At 67.4% G+C, this 17,379-nt stretch carries 14 protein-coding genes; 8 read left to right on the plus strand and 6 right to left on the minus strand.

Going from position 1 to position 17,379, the window contains the following annotated elements:
* Positions 1-167 precede the first annotated feature (167 nt).
* A complete protein-coding gene (locus K883_RS22785; RefSeq protein WP_008257632.1) occupies positions 168-1,235 on the plus strand; it encodes an oxygenase MpaB family protein in 1,068 nt (355 codons plus the stop codon).
* Here K883_RS22785 and K883_RS22790 read toward each other — a convergent pair.
* The 4 genes from K883_RS22790 to infC all read right to left on the minus strand — a co-directional run bounded on the left by K883_RS22790 (position 1,222) and on the right by infC (position 3,378).
* Complete coding sequence (locus tag K883_RS22790) at positions 1,222-2,013, minus strand: TrmH family RNA methyltransferase (protein ID WP_086427194.1); 792 nt, start codon at positions 2,011-2,013, stop codon at positions 1,222-1,224. The genes K883_RS22785 and K883_RS22790 overlap by 14 nt on opposite strands.
* A 30-nt stretch (positions 2,014-2,043) precedes the next feature.
* Entirely contained in the window at positions 2,044-2,439 is a 396-nt protein-coding gene (rplT, locus tag K883_RS22795; RefSeq protein WP_008257634.1) for a 50S ribosomal protein L20, read from the minus strand.
* Positions 2,440-2,527: 88 nt separating this feature from the next.
* Positions 2,528-2,722: a 50S ribosomal protein L35 gene (gene rpmI / locus K883_RS22800; RefSeq protein ID WP_008257635.1), complete on the minus strand. Its 195-nt coding sequence runs from the start codon at positions 2,720-2,722 to the stop codon at positions 2,528-2,530.
* 50 nt (positions 2,723-2,772) lie between these two features.
* Positions 2,773-3,378, minus strand: coding sequence for a translation initiation factor IF-3 (gene infC / locus K883_RS22805; RefSeq protein WP_072501342.1), 606 nt, complete (start codon positions 3,376-3,378; stop codon positions 2,773-2,775).
* 460 nt (positions 3,379-3,838) lie between these two features.
* Here infC and lysX point away from each other — a divergent pair, with 460 nt between their 5' ends.
* The 5 genes from lysX (at position 3,839) to K883_RS22830 (ending at position 12,166) form a co-directional block, all read left to right on the plus strand.
* A complete protein-coding gene (gene lysX, locus K883_RS22810) occupies positions 3,839-7,192 on the plus strand; it encodes a bifunctional lysylphosphatidylglycerol synthetase/lysine--tRNA ligase LysX (protein ID WP_369798927.1) in 3,354 nt (1,117 codons plus the stop codon).
* A gap of 77 nt (positions 7,193-7,269) precedes the next feature.
* On the plus strand, positions 7,270-8,748 hold the full coding sequence (locus K883_RS22815; RefSeq protein WP_179945121.1) for an alpha/beta hydrolase: 1,479 nt from the start codon (positions 7,270-7,272) through the stop codon (positions 8,746-8,748).
* Between the two features lie 4 nt (positions 8,749-8,752).
* Entirely contained in the window at positions 8,753-9,172 is a 420-nt protein-coding gene (locus K883_RS22820) for a DUF6653 family protein (protein WP_179945122.1), read from the plus strand.
* A 135-nt stretch (positions 9,173-9,307) separates the two neighbouring features.
* Complete coding sequence (locus tag K883_RS22825; RefSeq protein WP_036429259.1) at positions 9,308-9,973, plus strand: TetR/AcrR family transcriptional regulator; 666 nt, start codon at positions 9,308-9,310, stop codon at positions 9,971-9,973.
* A gap of 60 nt (positions 9,974-10,033) precedes the next feature.
* Entirely contained in the window at positions 10,034-12,166 is a 2,133-nt protein-coding gene (locus K883_RS22830; protein WP_008257641.1) for an Rv1355c family protein, read from the plus strand.
* A 40-nt stretch (positions 12,167-12,206) separates the two neighbouring features.
* Here K883_RS22830 and K883_RS22835 read toward each other — a convergent pair whose 3' ends face one another.
* On the minus strand, positions 12,207-13,049 hold the full coding sequence (locus tag K883_RS22835) for a class I SAM-dependent methyltransferase (protein ID WP_231504781.1): 843 nt from the start codon (positions 13,047-13,049) through the stop codon (positions 12,207-12,209).
* A 272-nt stretch (positions 13,050-13,321) separates the two neighbouring features.
* Between K883_RS22835 and K883_RS22840 the strand changes: the two genes are divergently transcribed.
* Positions 13,322-14,692, plus strand: a complete 1,371-nt coding sequence (locus tag K883_RS22840; protein ID WP_008257643.1) for a cytochrome P450 — start codon at positions 13,322-13,324, stop codon at positions 14,690-14,692.
* A 139-nt stretch (positions 14,693-14,831) separates the two neighbouring features.
* The gene (locus K883_RS22845; protein ID WP_008257645.1) at positions 14,832-16,697 is read left to right on the plus strand and encodes a putative bifunctional diguanylate cyclase/phosphodiesterase; all 1,866 of its coding nucleotides are present in this window, start codon (positions 14,832-14,834) and stop codon (positions 16,695-16,697) included.
* Positions 16,698-16,735: 38 nt separating this feature from the next.
* Here K883_RS22845 and K883_RS22850 read toward each other — a convergent pair whose 3' ends face one another.
* Positions 16,736-17,338 (minus strand): class I SAM-dependent methyltransferase, encoded by a 603-nt coding sequence (locus K883_RS22850; RefSeq protein WP_008257646.1) that lies wholly within the window; start codon positions 17,336-17,338, stop codon positions 16,736-16,738.
* Positions 17,339-17,379: the final 41 nt, after the last annotated feature.

A 17,379-nucleotide genomic window follows, 5' to 3' on the forward strand; every position in this document is an offset into this window, starting at 1 on the left:
AACGACGGCCCCGGCGGGTGTGTCACAAGTCGCACTTCACCGCCTGGTCACGGTGGCGGCACACCGGTGTGGAACCTCGATAACAGCTGCGGGGACACATCACCGAAATCGTAGACAACACTCGTTGTCAAAAGTTATCGTGAGGCCAATCGGTGCAGGAGGCCGCGATGACTGCCAGATCGACTACCCCCGCTGATCCGCTCGGACCAGATTCTTTGACCTGGAAGTATTTTGGCGATCTGCGCACCGGAATGATGGGCGTGTGGATCGGTGCGATCCAGAACATGTACCCGGAACTGGGCGCCGCCGTCGAGGAGCATTCGATCCTGCTGCGCGAGCCGCTGCAGCGGGTGGCCCGGTCGGTCTACCCGATCATGGGCGTGGTCTACGACGGCGACCGCGCGGCCCAGACCGGGCAGCAGATCAAGGGCTACCACCGCACGATCAAGGGCGTCGACGCCGAGGGCCGCCGCTATCACGCGCTCGACCCCGACACTTTCTACTGGGCGCACGCCACGTTCTTCATGCTGATCGTCAAGGTGGCCGAGTACTTCTGCGGCGGCCTGACCGAGGCCGAGAAGCGGCAGCTGTTCGACGAGCACGTGCAGTGGTACCGGATGTATGGGATGAGCATGCGGCCGGTGCCCGGGTCGTGGGACGAATTCCAGGAGTACTGGGAGCGGGTCGGTCGCGAGGAGCTGGAGATCAACCAGGCGGTCCTCGACATCTTCGACATCCGCATTCCCAAACCCAGGTTCGTGTTGATGCCGACCCCGATCTGGGACCAGATCTTCAAACCGCTGGTGGCCGGGCAGCGCTGGATCGCGGCCGGGCTGTTCGAGCCCGCGGTCCGCGAAAAGGCCGGTATGCGTTGGACTCCGGGTGACGAGGTGTTGCTGCGATTGTTCGGCAAGATCGTCGAACTCGCGTTCCTGGCGGTGCCCGACGAGATCCGGCTGCACCCGCGCGCGCTGGCCGCCTACCGCCGCGCCGAGGGACGGCTGCCCAGCGACGCGCCGCTGGTCGAGGCCCCGCCGTTCATGGCGCCGCCGCGCGATCGCCGCGGGCTGCCGATGCACTACTTCCCGCCGCCGCCCAAGTTGCCGTTCGACCCAGCCCTGCAACCCGCCCGGGCGCTGCTGGAGCGGGCCGGATCGCTGGTGCACACGACGTTGTCGCTGGCCGGCCTGCGCGCCGGGCGGGGCCGCCCGAAGCGCGCGGTCAAGGCCGCGTAGGCAGCTTCAGGGCCCGCGCGCTCTGGTACAGGCAGATGGCCGCGGCCGACGCCACATTCAGGCTCTCGGCGCCGCCGGACATCGGGATGCGCAGCCGGTGGTCGGCCGCCGACGCGATTTCGCTTGGCAGGCCGTGGGATTCGGGCCCGAACAGCCACGCCGTCGGCCTGCCCAGCAGTTCGCCGGCCTCGTCCAGCCGTCGCTCACCGTCCACGGTGGTGGCGAGCGCCTGCAGGCCCGCGGCGCGCACCGCGTCCACGGCGGCGAGGGTGTCCGGCGCGACGACGACAGGGACGCAGAAGATGCTGCCGGCCGAGGCGCGCAGGCACTTGCCGTTGTACGGATCGACGCTGTGGCCGCCGAGGATCACGCCCGCCGCGCCCATCGCGTCCGCGAGGCGGATCAGGGTGCCGGCATTGCCGGGCTCGCCGATCTCGACGGCCACCGCGACCAGCTGCGGCGCGCCCGCCAGCACGTCGTCGAGGCGGGTCGCCGGCATGTCGCACACCGCGACCAGCCCCGCCGGGGTGACCGTGTCGGAGAGCGCCTTCGCGGCGCGCTCGGTGACCGGGTGAACCGGGCAGTCCAGGCCCGCCAGCAACGACGCATGGCGCTGCTGCGCGACCTCGGTGACAAAGACGTCGCGGACCAGACCGCGACGCGCGGCCGCCTCGACCAGGTTCGGGCCTTCGGCGAGGAAACGCCCCGCCCGACGGCGCCCGACGTGGCGATGCAGCTTGACCGCCGCGGCGACCCTGGCCGAACGCTCGGTCAGCACCTGCCGGTCGGGCATCTTCGGTCGGGCCGGTTAAGCGGCTTCTCCCGAATCCGAGGGGGCGTTGACGTCCTCGGGCAGCGCCGCGCGGGCGATGTCGACCAGGGCGGTGAAGGCGGCCGGGTCCGCGACCGCGATGTCGGCCAGGTTCTTGCGGTCCACCTCCACGCCGGCGGCCTTGAGGCCCTGGATCAGCCGGTTGTAGGTGATGTCGTTGGCGCGCGCCGCCGCGTTGATCCGCGAGATCCACAGCTTGCGGAACTCGCCCTTGCGCGCGCGACGGTCGCGATAGGCGTACTGCAGCGAATGCAGCTGCTGCTCTTTGGCTTTGCGGTAGAGCCGGGATCGCTGGCCGCGATAGCCCTTCGAGGCCTTAAGGATGCTGCGCCTCTTCTTGTGGGCGTTGACCGCCCGCTTCACGCGTGCCATTGGATGTTCCTACTCTCGTTCATGCGTAGTGGGTCGATAAATGGGTTCGCCGTGCCAGCTCGCGATGCGGGTCTGGCCGGCGCGGTGATCAGCCGTTCAGCAGCCGATTGATCCGCTGGGCGTCGTTGGCGGCCACCACGGTTCGGCCGTCGAGCCGCCGGGTCCGTTTCGTCGGCTTGTGCTCGAGCAGGTGCCGGCGGTTGGCCTTCTGCCGGACGATCTTGCCGGTTCCGGTACGCCGGAAGCGCTTTGACGCCCCGCTGTGGGTCTTGGCTTTGGGCATGTTTCCTCTGGTTCTCGCTCGGTTCTCGCTGTTAGGTCAGTTCGGCTAGGTCAGTTCGACGACGGTTCGGCGTCGGCGGCGTCGGAATCCGGTGCCGCTCCGCCCCCCACCTCTTCGGGATGCCGCGCCCTGGCGCGGGTCTTCGCGCCGCGGTGCGGCGCCAGCACCATCGTCATGTTGCGGCCGTCCTGCTTGGCCGACGTCTCCACGAAACCGTATTCGGCGACGTCCGCGCCCAGGCGCTGCAGCAACCGATAGCCCAGCTCGGGCCGCGACTGCTCACGTCCGCGGAACATGATCGTGACCTTCACCTTCGATCCCGCCTCCAGGAAGCGGATGACGTGGCCCTTTTTGGTCTCGTAGTCGTGATCGTCGATCTTGGGTCGCAGCTTTTGTTCCTTGACGACGGTCTGCTGCTGGTTGCGGCGGGATTCGCGCGCCTTTTGCGCCGCTTCGTATTTGAACTTGCCGTAGTCCATGATCTTGCAGACCGGCGGCCTGGCGTTCGGGGCAACTTCGACAAGGTCGAGATCGGCGTCCGCAGCGACGCGCAGTGCGTCTTCGATGCGCACTATGCCTACCTGCTCTCCCCCTGGGCCAATCAATCGGACTTCAGGTACGCGGATGCGCTCGTTGACGCGGGTCTCAGTGCTGATGGGGCCTCCCTTGTTGGGCTTCTCTATGTCCTGCGGTGACGACCGTTACCTGGGTTCGTCGGGAAGCAGCGGTGGAAACACCACACCACGAGCAAAAAAGCCCTGCACAAGCAGGGCCCAATGCCGACCGATCGCGGCCGAGGGCTACTCGGGCCGCCCGCGCTGGACGCGGAACAGGCATACGCGCTGCCTGTGACCGGACCGTCGAACCTTCCGCAGATCCGCACAGGGATCTCGTCGGTTCGCGGTGGGAGTGGGACTCCACTTAACTGTTCCTGGCGTTCGCCGGGATGGTCGCAGGCGTCAGTTTAGCAGCCTTGAGGTGCCTTTTAGCACTTCGGCCGGTCGGCGGCGCCGCGCCGGCCACCAACCGGCCCCGAAAAACGCGTGCAAACTCGCGCCCGCCACTCTTAGCGCTTCGGCAAGCTTTTCACGGATTGAGGGCATATCCTCGCGGTCTGTGACACTCGCTTCTCCTCGTTCAGGCCCCCGTTCGGGGCCGCACTTGGGGCCCCGTAGCCGATCGAACTCGCGGTATCGCTGGGTGCCCGCGGCGGCCGGATGGACCGTGGGTGTCATCGCCACCGTGTCGCTGCTGGGCAGTGTGTCCCCCCTGATCCGTTACCTGATCAAGGTGCCGCGCGAGTTCATCAACGACTATCTGTTCAACTTCCCCGACACCAGCATCGCGTGGTCGTTCGTGTTGGCCTTGCTGGCCGCGGCCCTGACCGCGCGCAAGCGGATCGCCTGGCTGCTGTTGCTGGGCAACATGATTCTCGCCGCCGGCCTGAACGCCGCCGATATCGCCGCCGGGGACAACACCGCCGCCGAGATCTTGGGCGAGAATCTCGGGTTCGCCCTGCACATCGTCGCGATCGTCCTGCTGGTGTTGGCCTATCGGGAGTTCTGGGCCAAGGTCCGCCGGGGCGCGCTGGTCAAGGCGGCCGGCGTGCTGGTGGCCGGCGATGTGGTGGGGATCTTGGTGTCCTGGGGCCTGGTCGAGTTGTTCCCCGGAACGCTGGCCCGCCCGGATCGCCTGCCCTACGTGGCCAACCGGGTGGTCGGATTCGCGCTCGCCGATCCGGACCTGTTCACCGGCCGGCCGCACGTGTTCCTCAACGCGATCTTCGGTCTGTTCGGCGCGCTCGCGCTGATCATGGCGACGATCGTGCTCTTTCAATCGCAGCGCGCGGAGAACGCGCTCACCGGCGAGGACGAATCGGCCATCCGCGGGCTGCTCGAGCTGTACGGCAAGAACGACTCCCTGGGCTACTTCGCCACCCGCCGCGACAAGTCGGTGGTTTTCGCCCAGAGCGGGCGCGCCGCCATCACCTACCGGGTCGAGGTCGGCGTCTGCCTGGCCAGCGGCGACCCGATCGGCGATCCCCGGGCGTGGTCCCAGGCCGCCGACGCCTGGCTGGGTCTGTGCCAAACCTACGGCTGGGCGCCCGGGGTCATGGGCGCCAGCACCCAGGGGGCGCGGACATATCGCGAAGCCGGCCTGAACGCGCTGGAGCTCGGCGACGAGGCCATCCTGCGGACCGCCGACTTCAAGCTGTCCGGCCCCGACATGCGCGGAGTCCGACAGGCCGTGACCCGCGCCCGCCGGGCCGGCCTGACCGTGCGGATCCGGCGGCACCGCGACATCGGCGCCGACGAGATGGCCGACACCATCACCCGCGCCGACGCCTGGCGCGACACCCAAACCGAGCGCGGGTTTTCGATGGCGCTGGGCCGCCTAGGCGATCCCGCCGACGGGGACTGCCTGCTGGTCGAGGCCCTGGACCGGGACGGCGCCGTCGTCGCGATGCTGTCGCTGGTCCCGTGGGGAACCACCGGCGTCTCCCTGGACCTGATGCGCCGATCGCCGCAGTCCCCCAACGGCACCATCGAGCTGATGGTCAGCGACCTCGCACTCAACGCGGAAAACCTTGGCATCACCCGCATTTCACTGAACTTCGCGATGTTCCGCTCGGCTTTCGAACAGGGTGCCCAACTGGGCGCCGGCCCCGTCGCGCGGCTGTGGCGCGGGTTCTTGCTGTTCTTCTCGCGGTGGTGGCAGCTGGAGACGCTGTATCGCTCCAACATGAAGTACCAGCCCGACTGGGTGCCGCGGTACGCCTGCTACGAGGACGCCCGCCTGATCCCGCGGGTCGGGGTCGCCTCGGCGCTGGCCGAGGGCTTCCTCGTCCTGCCGTTCGGCCGGCGCAAGCCGCACACGGGTCACCACCCGGCCGTCCCCGCCCGGCTGGCCGCGTCCGGGCTGTTGCACCACGACGGGAGCGCGCCGGACGTCAGCGGGCTGCAGAGGCGCCAGGAGTCGGCCGACGAGGAAGAGGCGAGATCCCGGCTGCCCGAGCAGGTTCGGGTGCGCCTGGCCAAGTTGAAGGTGTTGCGGCGCAAGGGCATCGACGCGTATCCGGTGGGCCATCCGCCCAGTCACACGGTCGCCGCGGCGCTCGACACGGACGACCGGGAGACGATCACCGTCTCCGGCCGGATACTGCGAATACGCGACTACGGCGGGGTGCTGTTCGCCCACCTGCGTGACTGGTCGGGGGAAATGCAAGTGCTGCTGGACAATTCGCAGTTGCAGCGCGGGCGAACGGCCGACTTCACGGCGGCCATCGATCTCGGCGACTTGGTCGAGGTCTCCGGCCACATGGGCTTTTCCAAGAAGGGAACCCGCTCGCTGATCGTCGGCGACTGGCGGATGATCGGTAAGTGCTTGCGGCCGTTGCCCAACAAGTGGAAGGGGCTGACCGATCCGGAGGCCCGGGTGCGGACCCGCTACGTCGACCTGGCGGTCAATCCCGAGTCTCGCGAATTGATCACGGCGCGCAGCGAGGTGTTGCGCTCGGTCCGGCAGACGCTGTTCGACAAGGGGTTCATCGAAGTCGAGACCCCGATCCTGCAGCAGATCCACGGCGGAGCCACGGCCCGGCCGTTCGTCACGCACATCAACACCTACGACATGGACCTGTTCCTGCGGATCGCGCCGGAGCTCTACCTCAAGCGGCTATGCGTCGGCGGCGTCGAGCGGGTCTTCGAACTGGGCCGGGCCTTCCGCAACGAGGGCGTGGACTTCAGCCACAACCCGGAGTTCACCCTGCTGGAGGCGTACCAGGCGCACGCCGACTACAAGGTCTGGATCGACGGGTGCCGCGAGCTGATCCAGAACGCCGCCGAGGCCGCCCACGGCGAGCAGGCCGTCATGCGCCCACGCGACCAGGGCACCGGTGGCGGCCTCGAGCCGGTCGACATCTCCGGCGTGTGGGCGGTCAAGACCGTGTACGACGCCGTCTCCGAAGCGCTCGGCGAGCACATCGACCCCGCCACGCCGCTGCCCGCGCTGCGCAAGCTGTCGGACGCCGCGCACATTCCGTATCGGGCGCACTGGGACGCCGGCGCGGTGGTGCTGGAGCTGTACGAACATCTGGTCGAGGACCGGACCGAGGAGCCGACGTTCTATATCGACTTCCCGACGTCGGTGTCGCCACTGACCCGCCCGCATCGCAGCGAGCCCGGCGTCGCCGAACGGTGGGACCTGGTGGCGTGGGGTGTCGAGCTGGCCACCGCCTACAGCGAGCTCACCGATCCGGTGGAACAGCGTCGCCGCCTGCAGGAGCAGTCGCTGTTGGCCGCGGGTGGGGATCCCGAGGCGATGGAGCTCGACGAAGACTTCCTGCAGGCGATGGAATACGCGATGCCGCCCACCGGCGGGCTCGGGATGGGCGTCGATCGCCTCGTCATGCTCATAACGGGGCGCAGCATCCGGGAGACGCTGCCGTTCCCGCTGGCCAAACCCCATTAATCGAGGTCAGCAACACTGCGTCCATAGTGGGCGAACATTAGGTAAATATGTTCCAGGCCGGTAAACAATAGATCACAATGACTCACGTGACAGCCTCGACGAACGGTGCGCCCGCGCAGTTCCTGGCTCTTAGTCACACCTCGCTGATGCATGGCTGGGTGCCGACGACGATCCAGGTGCTGGCCGCCGTCGTGCTGACGTTGGCGGTCGGGTGGCGGTCGCGTCGCTGGCGCACGGTGCGGATGCCGGTGGCGGCGCTGAGCGGCGGAGCCGCCGCCTACGTGACCCACTGGTACGTCGTCGACCATGGGCTCTCCGAGGAGCCGGCGCCGACGGCGCTGTGGGTGTGGATCGCGCTGACGGGCGTGGCGGCGGCGGTGCTGGTGCTGGGCTGGGGCAGCGCGCGCCGCTGGCGGCGCGGCGCGGGGGTGCTGGCCGTGCCGCTGTGCTTGCTGAGCGCGGCGCTGGTGCTCAACCTGTGGGTGGGCTACTTCCCCACCGTCCAGTCCGCGTGGAGCCAGCTGACGTCCGGCCCGCTGCCCGATCAGACCGATCAGGCGACCGTTACCGCGATGGCCGCCAACCGAATCCGGCCACCGCACGGCACCGTGGTGCCCGTCGCGATCCCCTCGGACGGGTCGCACTTCAAACACCGTGGCGAGCTCGTGTACCTGCCGCCCGAATGGTTCGCCACGTCCCCGCCGCCACCGTTGCCGACCGTGATGATGATCGGCGGGCAGTTCAACACGCCGGCGGACTGGACCCGTGCGGGCAACGCGGTCAAGACGATCGATGACTTCGCGGCCGCGCACGGCGGCAAGGCGCCGGTGTTCGTGTTCGTGGACTCCGGCGGCGCCTTCAACAACGACACCGAATGCGTCAACGGGGTGCGGGGCAACGCCGCCGACCACCTCACCAAAGACGTCGTGCCCTATATGGTTTCGGCGTTCGGTGTCAGCCCGCTCCGGTCCAACTGGGGTGTGGCGGGCTGGTCCATGGGCGGGACCTGCGCCGTGGACTTGACCGTCATGCATCCCGATATGTTCAGCGCGTTCGTCGACGTCGCCGGCGACTTCTTCCCCAATGCCGGCAACAAGGCTCAGACCATCGCCCGGCTGTTCGGCGGAAACGCCGATGCCTGGGCGGCTTTCGATCCGTCCACGGTGATCACCCGGCATGGGCCGTACCACGACGTCGCCGGCTGGTTCGCGATTTCGTCGGACGGTCCGCCGACGGCGCGCCGGGACATCACACTGACCGACAGCGGCGCCATCCGTCTGGCCGGACGCGAGGCGGCCGCCAACCCCGCCAATCAGACCGCGGCCGCCTATTCGCTGTGCGCGCTCGGCCGCGCCAACGGAATCGACTGCGCCGTCGTTCCGCAGCCCGGCCGGCACGATTGGCCGTTCGCGGACCGCGTGTTCGCCGCCGCGCTGCCCTGGCTGGCCGGAGCGCTGGGCACCCCGGGCATTTCGCGGACGCCGTTGCCCTCCGCCCCGGCCGCCGGCGCCCCGGTCGTCGTTCCGGCCGAACGTTCCAAGACCGCGATGCGGTAGCTCGGTGGTATCCGTTGCGCGCGTTCGGCGTGCGGTCTTCGCGCGGCACTGCCATCCGTGGAGCGCGTGGAGCCGGTGGGCGAGCACGCCGTTGATCCTGGTGCCGCCGTGGACGCGGCGGTGGAGCCACGCGGCGTGGATCGCGCTGTGGCTGGCCGCGAACCCGTTCGTTTTCGGCACGCCCGCCCATCACCGCGCATGGTCGACGCGGGCGATGCTGGGCGAGGAGCGCTGGATCAGCCGTCGCCCCCGCGATGCGGCGGCGTTGGTCAGCGCGGCGACGTCGGCCGCCGCGTTGGGCGCGGTGCTCGCCGCCCGCCGCCACCGGCTGCGGCCGGCGCTGATCGCGGTCGCCGTGCAGATGGCGCTGACTCTGGTGTACTGGCAGCAGATGGTCCGGTATCTCGAGCGGCAGGCGCGGTAGCCTCCCGGGACCTTGTGGGCGAGAACACCGTTCGTCGCCGAGGACGCCCGCGGCCACGTAAGCGCGGTGACGATACGCAGGTATGGTTATCCGATACCTCCGTATCGTGACGCGATGCGGGTGTATTGTCCGGCCGTGGGACCCACCCGGCTGTTTCCGTACGACCCGCCCCCTCCAGCAGACCCTTCGCCCAAAGAGCGGATTCGCGACGCCGCGCTGAGCTGCTTTGCCGTTCGCGGCATCGCCGCCACGACGTTGCGCGCGGTCGCCGAGACCGCGGACGTTTCGATTGGGCTGGTACAGCACCACTTTCGCACCAAGGCCGCGCTGAGCGCCGCCGTCGATCAATACGTCCTGCAAACGGTGAGTGAGGCCTTGGAGCCCGCTACGCTGCCCGAACCGCCGTCCGACAATCTCAACGAGGCAGGGCGGCGGCTGACCACGCTGATGGTCGCGCGTCCCGATGTGATGTCCTACCTCGGGCGTGCGCTCGCCGAGGGTGGCGCCTTGGGTTCGGTCATCTTCACCGGTCTGGTGGGTATCAGCGCGGGGCAGGGTGATCAGTTCGGGCAACAGGGCAAGCTCCGGCCCGACCTCGATCCCGATTGGGGGGTGCTCAACCCGCTCATCTTGCGCATCGGCGCCATCATTCTGCATCCCTACATCGAGCTTTACCTGGGTGAGTCGTTCTTCAGCGCGCCACAGCTGCGTCGGTGGGATGCCGCGGTCACGAGCCTGATACGGCGCGGGCAATTCGTCGAGGAAACCGAGCTGCAGGACAAGGACGTCATCGCCCGGTGAGCGGCCAAACGCAGCGTTAAGACGGCCGGCACGCCGGTCAGGTGCTATACACGAAACACCATGGACGAGCGCACGGTAACCGCGCACAGCGCACAAATTCTCGACCCCGAAGAGCCCGGCGATCGTCTGGTACTGGACCGACTTCAAACCGATCCCACCGTCGAGGTCGTCGACCGGCTCGACGCGCAGCTGGCCAATCTGCGCGGCCTCCACCCGCCACCGGATTCAACCCTCCTCGGCGAGGGAACCCGGTGGGCGTACTACCCGTGGCGGCGCGCCGTCGTTGCGGTGTTGGGGCCGCGGGGGTTTCGGGCGTTACGACTTGATCGCAACAGGAACAACATCACCATTGCGGAACAGGCCAGGCTCAGCTCGCTGACCATTGGCGTCGCCGGCCTGAGCGTCGGGCATGTCATCGCGCACACCCTGGCGGTCCAGGGATTGTGTGGCCGCCTTCGGCTGGCGGATTTCGATCATTTGGAACTATCGAATCTGAATCGGGTGCCGGCCACTGTGTTCGACCTCGGGTTGAACAAAGCTCAGGTGGCGGCGCGCAGGATCGCCGAGCTCGATCCCTACCTGGCGGTGGATGTGCTCGACACCGGAATCACCGCAGACACCATCGATGCGTTCTTGGATGGACTGGACATCGCCGTCGAAGAATGCGATTCGCTCGACATGAAGGTCGCCTTGCGGCTGGCGGCCCGTGACAGGCGTATCCCCGTGTTGATGGCGACCAGCGACCGCGGGCGGGTCGATGTTGAACGCTTCGATCAACACCCCGAACGCCCGATCATGCACGGATTGCTGGACGGGCTCGACGTCGAGCTGGTGGCAGGCATGAGTACCCGGGACAAGCTCCCGCACATGCTGCGATACGACGAAGCCGAGCACATCTCGCCGCGCACCGCCGCATCGCTCATCGAGATCGACCGGTCGCTGTCGACGTGGCCGCAGCAGGCATCCGATGTCATTGTGGGCGCCTCGGCCCTGGCCGAGGCCGTCCGCAGAATCGGACTGGGCGAACACCTTCGATCCGGCCGGTGCCGCATCGACACAGGCTGGGCGCTCGACCAGCTGCGCGAGGTCGACACGGCCCAGCATCGCCCTGCGCGTGACAACGACAAGGGAGACGACCCGGCGGCCCCCGCGGTCGACGACACGATTGTCGCCGCCGCCATGCGCGCCCCCTCGGGCGGAAACAGTCAGCCGTGGCGCATCGACGCGCAACCGACCGAGCTCACCATAAGCATTGCCACAGAACATACTTCGACGATGGACGTGGGCTTCCGCGGCAGCGCCGTCGCGGTGGGCGCGGCGCTGTACAACGTCAGAATCGCCGCCGCCGCCCGCGGGGTGCTCGGCCCGGTGACCGTATCCGAAGACGGCGCCGGGTCGCCGCTGCGGGCCACCATGCACTTCGGAACCGGCAGCGACCCGGCCCTGGCCGATCTCTATGAACCGATGCTCGTGCGGGAGACCAACCGGCATCGCGGCACACCTCAACCGCTCGACGATCAGACGACCAAGTTACTCACCGTCACGGCCGAGCGGGAGGGCGCACGCCTGCACCTGCTCACCGGGCGAGACGAGCTTTCGCGGGCCGCAACGATTTTCGGCGCGGCCGACCGCATCCGGTACTTGACGCCGCATCTGCACGCGGAGATGGTGTCGGAACTGCGCTGGCCCGGAGACCCCGACCCCGACACCGGTATCGACGTGCGCTCGCTCGAACTCGACGCCAGCGACTTGGCGCTGATGGATATCGTGCGCCGGGCCGACGTCATGGCTTATCTTGCGGAATGGGACGCCGGTAGCGCGCTGGGCGACGGGATGCGCGACGAAGTCCTCGCCAGCTCCGCCCTGGCCGTGCTCACCGTGACCGGGGGGCGCCTCCGTGACTACGCCCGCGGCGGGTCGGCGGTCGAGGCGGTATGGATCGTTGCCCAGCGCGAAGGCCTCGCCGTCAGGCCGCTGTCGCCGGTCTTTCTGCATGCGCGGAATGCTGCCGATCTCAATGAGTTATCGGCCGCCTTCGGCGACGAATTGGCCCGACTACAAGACGGATTTGCGCGCCTGATCGCGACCGATCCCGAGGAATCGATCGTGCTGGTCTTGCGCTTGACCTCCGCACCGCCACCGTCGGTGTCCAGTCGCCGCAGCCCGAGCCGGGTCCGTTCTGGGCGCCCGTGATGCGCCCGTCGTGTGACGAGCGAGCCGGGGCCATCGGACCTCAGAACGGTTTCGCCGTGAATCCCCATCGCAACAAAGCCGACTCGCGGCGGGCTTGACGACTCAGCCGAGGGTCCCGCGCGCCGGTCACCGCGCTCGGTCCGCCGCGCGCCCCGTACATCCAGTACGCCTGCAGGTAGGGCACCGGTGTCGAATGACCGCGGTGCATTGCTTGCAGACCCGCTGCGGCAAGCTCATTCGACAGTTCCGCGATGGTGAACGCCGCCGCCTCGCTCGCAATGGCGTCTTGGCGCAGGACGGCCGGCGAGTCGGGGTCGGCTATCGCCAGCATGCTGGGGGCGGCCGCAGGGTCCCGGAGTCGCTGAAAATCGGAAATCCACACTGCGGCCCCACTGCGGCGTTGGATCGCTTCGATCTGTCGAAGGGCGCCGCGCAAGGTGTCGAAATCGGGTAGCTGATGTAAGGTCCACATGCACGAGACGGCGTCCCACGGGGCCGTTGAAACCCGCTCCGGCAACGCGGTGATGTCCTCCCGGCGCAGTTCGACACGTTCTCCGATCCCTTCGGCGTCGAACAGCGCCCGCGCCGTGGACAGCATGTTGGGGGCGAGATCGACGGCTGTGGCCCGAACGTCGGGTCGTCGGCGCAGGACGGCGCTCAACGCACGACCGGAGCCGACGCCGAGATCCAGCAGGCGGCCGCCTGGAGGCAGCAGCGCATCAAGCGCGCGAGCGCACAAGTCGTACACCGCGCACATGCCGGGGTTGGATGCGCCACCGGTGTGGAACTGTGCGACAGACTCCGGATCGTCCACCACCATCGGCTCAGGAATGCGCTCCCGCCCCGGCGGATGCGACCGCTCACGCAAAACGATCCCAGGCATTCGCCACAGCGGCCGAATTCTCTTCACCCTCAACCTTTCATGGGGTCCGCATGATCGATTTCTCGTCAGCTCTGGCGGCAGTCAGGTACCCGGCCGAAGTGTCGCAAATGATTATTAACCTGTCCGCGCAGTCTGCACCGGCGTCCCGTTGAATTTCGCTGCGTCGAAACGGACGTCCTGGAATACTTGTCCGGTCAGCGGGGGCCGGCAAGCTTTCGGCCTGCGCGGTCGTTCGACCGGCGTAGGCAACAGCATTTCCGCAGGAGGTAGGCGTGGTTCAGGCCCTTGCAAGTGACGGCATCGAATGCCTGCCCCTGCCGCCGGTGAATCCGATGCCTTACCGTCAGCGCCTCGCGGCGGTACGGGAGTTCAGCACGGGAACCGAACGGCTGCGTGACGCCGGCGGGCGGGTGACGTCGTTCAAGTTAGGGCCGCGATGGCTGATGCCCCCGATGGTGTTGGCGACGTCTCCGGAGGCCATCCGCGACATCCTCAGCACCAAAGACGATTCCGTGGACAAGACCACTCCGGTCTTCGACCAAGTGCGCCGCGTCATCGGCGCCAGCCTCACCGATCTTCCCTTCGAGCAATGGAAGCCACGCCGGCGCACCCTACAGCCGGTGTTCACCAAGCAGCGGGTGAGCGAGTTCGGCGGCCACATGGAGCAGGCGGCGCAATCGGTGAGCGAAAGCTGGCACGAGGACGCCCTGATCGATTTGGACGCCGAATGCCGCACGATCACGTTGCGCGCGCTGGGCCGATCGGTGCTCGGGCTCGACCTGGAACAACGGGCCGACGAGGTCGTCGAGCCACTGCGAATCGCGTTGGCCTACGCGGTCAGGCGCGCGACGCGCCCGCTCCGCGCGCCGCGCTGGTTGCCCACACCCGCGCGTCATCGCGCGCGAGCGGCGAGCGCCAAACTTCACGCGCTGACACAGGAGATCCTGCGGGACTGTCGCGCCGATCCGACACGAGTCGCGCCCCTGGTCCATGCCCTGCTCGCCGCCGAGGATCCAGAAACCGGAAAACGGTTGTCCGATGACGAGATTTGCGACGAGCTCGTCATGTTCCTCTTCGCCGGCCACGACACCACGACGACCGCGTTGACGTATGCGCTGTGGTCTCTGGGACACCACACCGATTGCCAGAACCGCGTGGCCGCGGAAGTCGCGGCCCTGCCGGATCGGCCGCTGACGTCCGACGACATTCCACAGCTCGGTTACACGGTGCAGGTCATACGGGAATCGTTGCGCCTGTGCCCCCCGGCGCCTACGGGGACACGCATGGCATCCCGCGACGTCCAAGTCGGCGGCTACCGGGTGCCCAAGGGCACGATGCTCATCGTGGGGCGAATGGCCGTACAACGCGACCCGCAGCTTTGGGACGACCCGCTTCGATTCGACCCGGAACGATTCAGCCCGGAGAACTTCAAGGCTCTCGATCGGTGGCAATACGTGCCCTTCGGCGGCGGCCCCCGCTCGTGCATCGGCGACCATTTCGCCATGCTCGAAGTCACACTCGCCTTGGCAACACTCATCCGGGGAGTCGAAATTCGCTCACTCGACGACGAATTTCCGCTCGCGTTGCACTTCACCATGATCGCCGGCGGTCCTATCCGCGCGCGCGTCCGACCGCGCCGCTAACCCGGCCCGCCGCACCTTCCCCGTAGCCACCGAGTCCACGCGACCCCGATCACACTCGGGCGTCAACGTGAGCGAATCATTGCTAGACGCACTAGGCAATGCCAAACGCGGCGCACCGGTTACCGCTACCGTTAAGGCAATGTCGGGCACACTGGACCACCTGGTCACCGCTGCCGCCGCCGAGTTGATGGCGGCCACCGCGGCGGACTCTGCCACCATCAGCGAACGCGTGCTCGGCAACCTGGTTCGCGACCTGGGGGTGGACTTCAGCTTCCTGCGCCACAACGATCACACCATCCGCGCGACCATCCTCATCGCCGAATTCCCGCCGCGTAACGCCGACCCCGACCCGATCGGGTTGGTGTATTTCGCCGACGCCGACTCCATCTTCGCGCGCACCGAACACCTCAAGGTGCCCGAGGTGGTCCGCCCCGAGCCGGAGAACGCCGACTATCAGAACCGAATCGAAGCGGGCACCGGGGTTCCCGCCGTCTCGCTGGCCGCCGTTCCGCTGCTGTCCGGCGACGTCACCACCGGCACACTCGCCTTCGGCAAACTCGGAGACCGCGAATGGCTACCCGAAGAACTCAATGCGCTACAGGCGATCGCCGCGCTTTTTGCGCAGCTGCAAGCCCGCGTCGTCGCCGAACAGCAAATTCACTACCTCGCCGAGCACGATGAACTCACCGGGCTGCTGAACCGAAGGGCGCTCATCGCACACCTCGACGACCGGCTGGCGAAGGGACAGCCCGGCCCGGTGTCGGTCGTGTTCCTCGCCATCGACCGCTTCAAGGTCATCAACAGTCGCCTCGGCCAAGACGCCGGCGACCGATTCATCGAGTCCTTCGCCGCGCTACTACGTGAGGCCACCCGGGTTCCCTCCGTCATCGCCCGCTTCGGCGGCGACGAGTTCGGCGTCGTGCCGTCCGCGGCCATGGATGTCGAGGCCGCCGAAGCGTTCGCACACTCATTGCACGGTCGGGTTCACCAACAGATCCCCATCGACGGCGAAATGCTCAGTCGCACCGTAAGTATCGGCGTCGCGGCAGGCCTACCCGGGGACGAGACCACGTCAGACCTGCTACGGCGGGTCGATCAGGCCACCCGGTCGGCCAAGGCCTCGGGCGGCAACAAGGTCGCAACCTTCCGCCCGGAGATGTCCACAACGGACATGATCCGCAACGACATCGAGCTGCACCTGGAAGGGATGATCGAGGGCGGTGGCGGCGCGCTGGTCCTCCACTACCTTCCGGAATTCGACATGCGTACCGGCGAGATTCTCGGCACCGAGGCGCTAATCCGTTGGCAACACCCAACTCTGGGCCTGTTGATGCCTGATTCGTTCATCCAGGTCGTGGAATCGATCAACCTCGGCGCCAAGCTCGGCCGCCTCGTCATGCGCTCCGCGTGTGCGCAATTCGGACTATGGCGCTCGCACGGTGTCGGGAAGGGCACGGTGCTGCGAATCAACGTATCTCCCGTGCAGCTCGTCACGGCCGGTATCGTTGACACCGTCGCCGCCACCCTTGACGAGTTCGGTCTTGATCCCAGCACCGTATGTCTGGAGATCACCGAAAGCGTTGTGGTCCAAGACATCGACGCGACGCGTCAGACGTTGTTCGGGTTGAAGGACGTTGGCGTACAGATCGCGATCGATGACTTCGGCACCGGCTACAGTGTGTTGACATATCTGAAATCTCTTCCCGTCGATTCACTCAAGATCGACAAGGGTTTCGTCCAGAGTCTCGACACCAACGCCGGAGATCTGGCGATCGTGCGCTCGACGATGGCCCTGGCCGACGCCTTCGGGCTCGATGTCGTGGCCGAAGGGGTGGAAACCGTGGCCGCGGCCGAAAGGCTGCTCAGCCTGGGCTGCCATCGCGCGCAAGGCTTTTTGCTGTCCCGCCCCATCGACAGCGCGGCGATGGAATCACTCCTGGCCAAACGCGTCATCCCGATGAACTTCTCCAGCACGCGGTTTCCTGGAACGGGAAACGCGGTTTAGATCCGCCAGAAAGTGCAGCACGGGAGACGGTCGGGCACTCAGGGGCGACGTTGGAACAGGTAGTAATACGCCGGGGTCTTCCTATCGTCGAGTTCCTGCTCGTCGCCGGTGAATAACAGCGTCCAGCCGGGAGTAAAACGTCGTTCGATCTCGGCGTGATCGATCCCCGGCACGCCGAACCGGCCGCCGGGAGGGAACGCGGCGATGAACAGCCGCGCGTCGGGCGCCGCCACGGCGCTGACTTCCCGGACGTACGCCTCACGGTCGCCGCCACTCATGTTGTGGATGCAACCGTTGTCGACGATCAACTGGAAGCCAGTCCCGATCCCGGACTGACTCAGCTGCGTCACATCGGCACGAACAAAATTGATCGAGACATCGGCTTTGCCCGCTTTCGCCCGCGCCTTTTCAAGCGGTTTCGCGACGTAATCGACCCCGGTGACCTGCCAGCCCTGCTGGGCGAGATAGATGGCGCAGTCCCCGGTGCCGCATCCCACGTCGAGAGCCTGCCCCTTGGGCAGCGCCGGCGTGGAAGCAGTCCCCTCGACCAGATCCCGCAGACCCTGCCCGATCGGGTGTCCCTCCCACGGCGTGAAGCCGACCCGGTAGAAGAACCGAAATCGCGTGTGTCGAGATGCCATAGCCGCAATGATGGCATCCGCGGCAACCGGCCCGACACCAC

It is taken from the genome of Mycobacterium sp. TKK-01-0059 (assembly GCF_000709305.1).
In the GTDB taxonomy this organism is placed as follows: Bacteria; Actinomycetota; Actinomycetes; order Mycobacteriales; family Mycobacteriaceae; genus Mycobacterium; species Mycobacterium intracellulare.

Coding starts and splice junctions, on each gene's coding strand:
- K883_RS22785 (WP_008257632.1), top strand. CDS start 168: ATGACTGCCAGATCGACTACCCCCGCTGATCCGCTCGGACCAGATTCT.
- K883_RS22850 (WP_008257646.1), bottom strand. CDS start 17,338: ATGGCATCTCGACACACGCGATTTCGGTTCTTCTACCGGGTCGGCTTC.
- rplT (WP_008257634.1), bottom strand. CDS start 2,439: ATGGCACGCGTGAAGCGGGCGGTCAACGCCCACAAGAAGAGGCGCAGC.
- K883_RS22815 (WP_179945121.1), top strand. CDS start 7,270: ATGACTCACGTGACAGCCTCGACGAACGGTGCGCCCGCGCAGTTCCTG.
- K883_RS22830 (WP_008257641.1), top strand. CDS start 10,034: ATGGACGAGCGCACGGTAACCGCGCACAGCGCACAAATTCTCGACCCC.
- K883_RS22845 (WP_008257645.1), top strand. CDS start 14,832: ATGTCGGGCACACTGGACCACCTGGTCACCGCTGCCGCCGCCGAGTTG.
- rpmI (WP_008257635.1), bottom strand. CDS start 2,722: ATGCCCAAAGCCAAGACCCACAGCGGGGCGTCAAAGCGCTTCCGGCGT.
- K883_RS22835 (WP_231504781.1), bottom strand. CDS start 13,049: ATGCCTGGGATCGTTTTGCGTGAGCGGTCGCATCCGCCGGGGCGGGAG.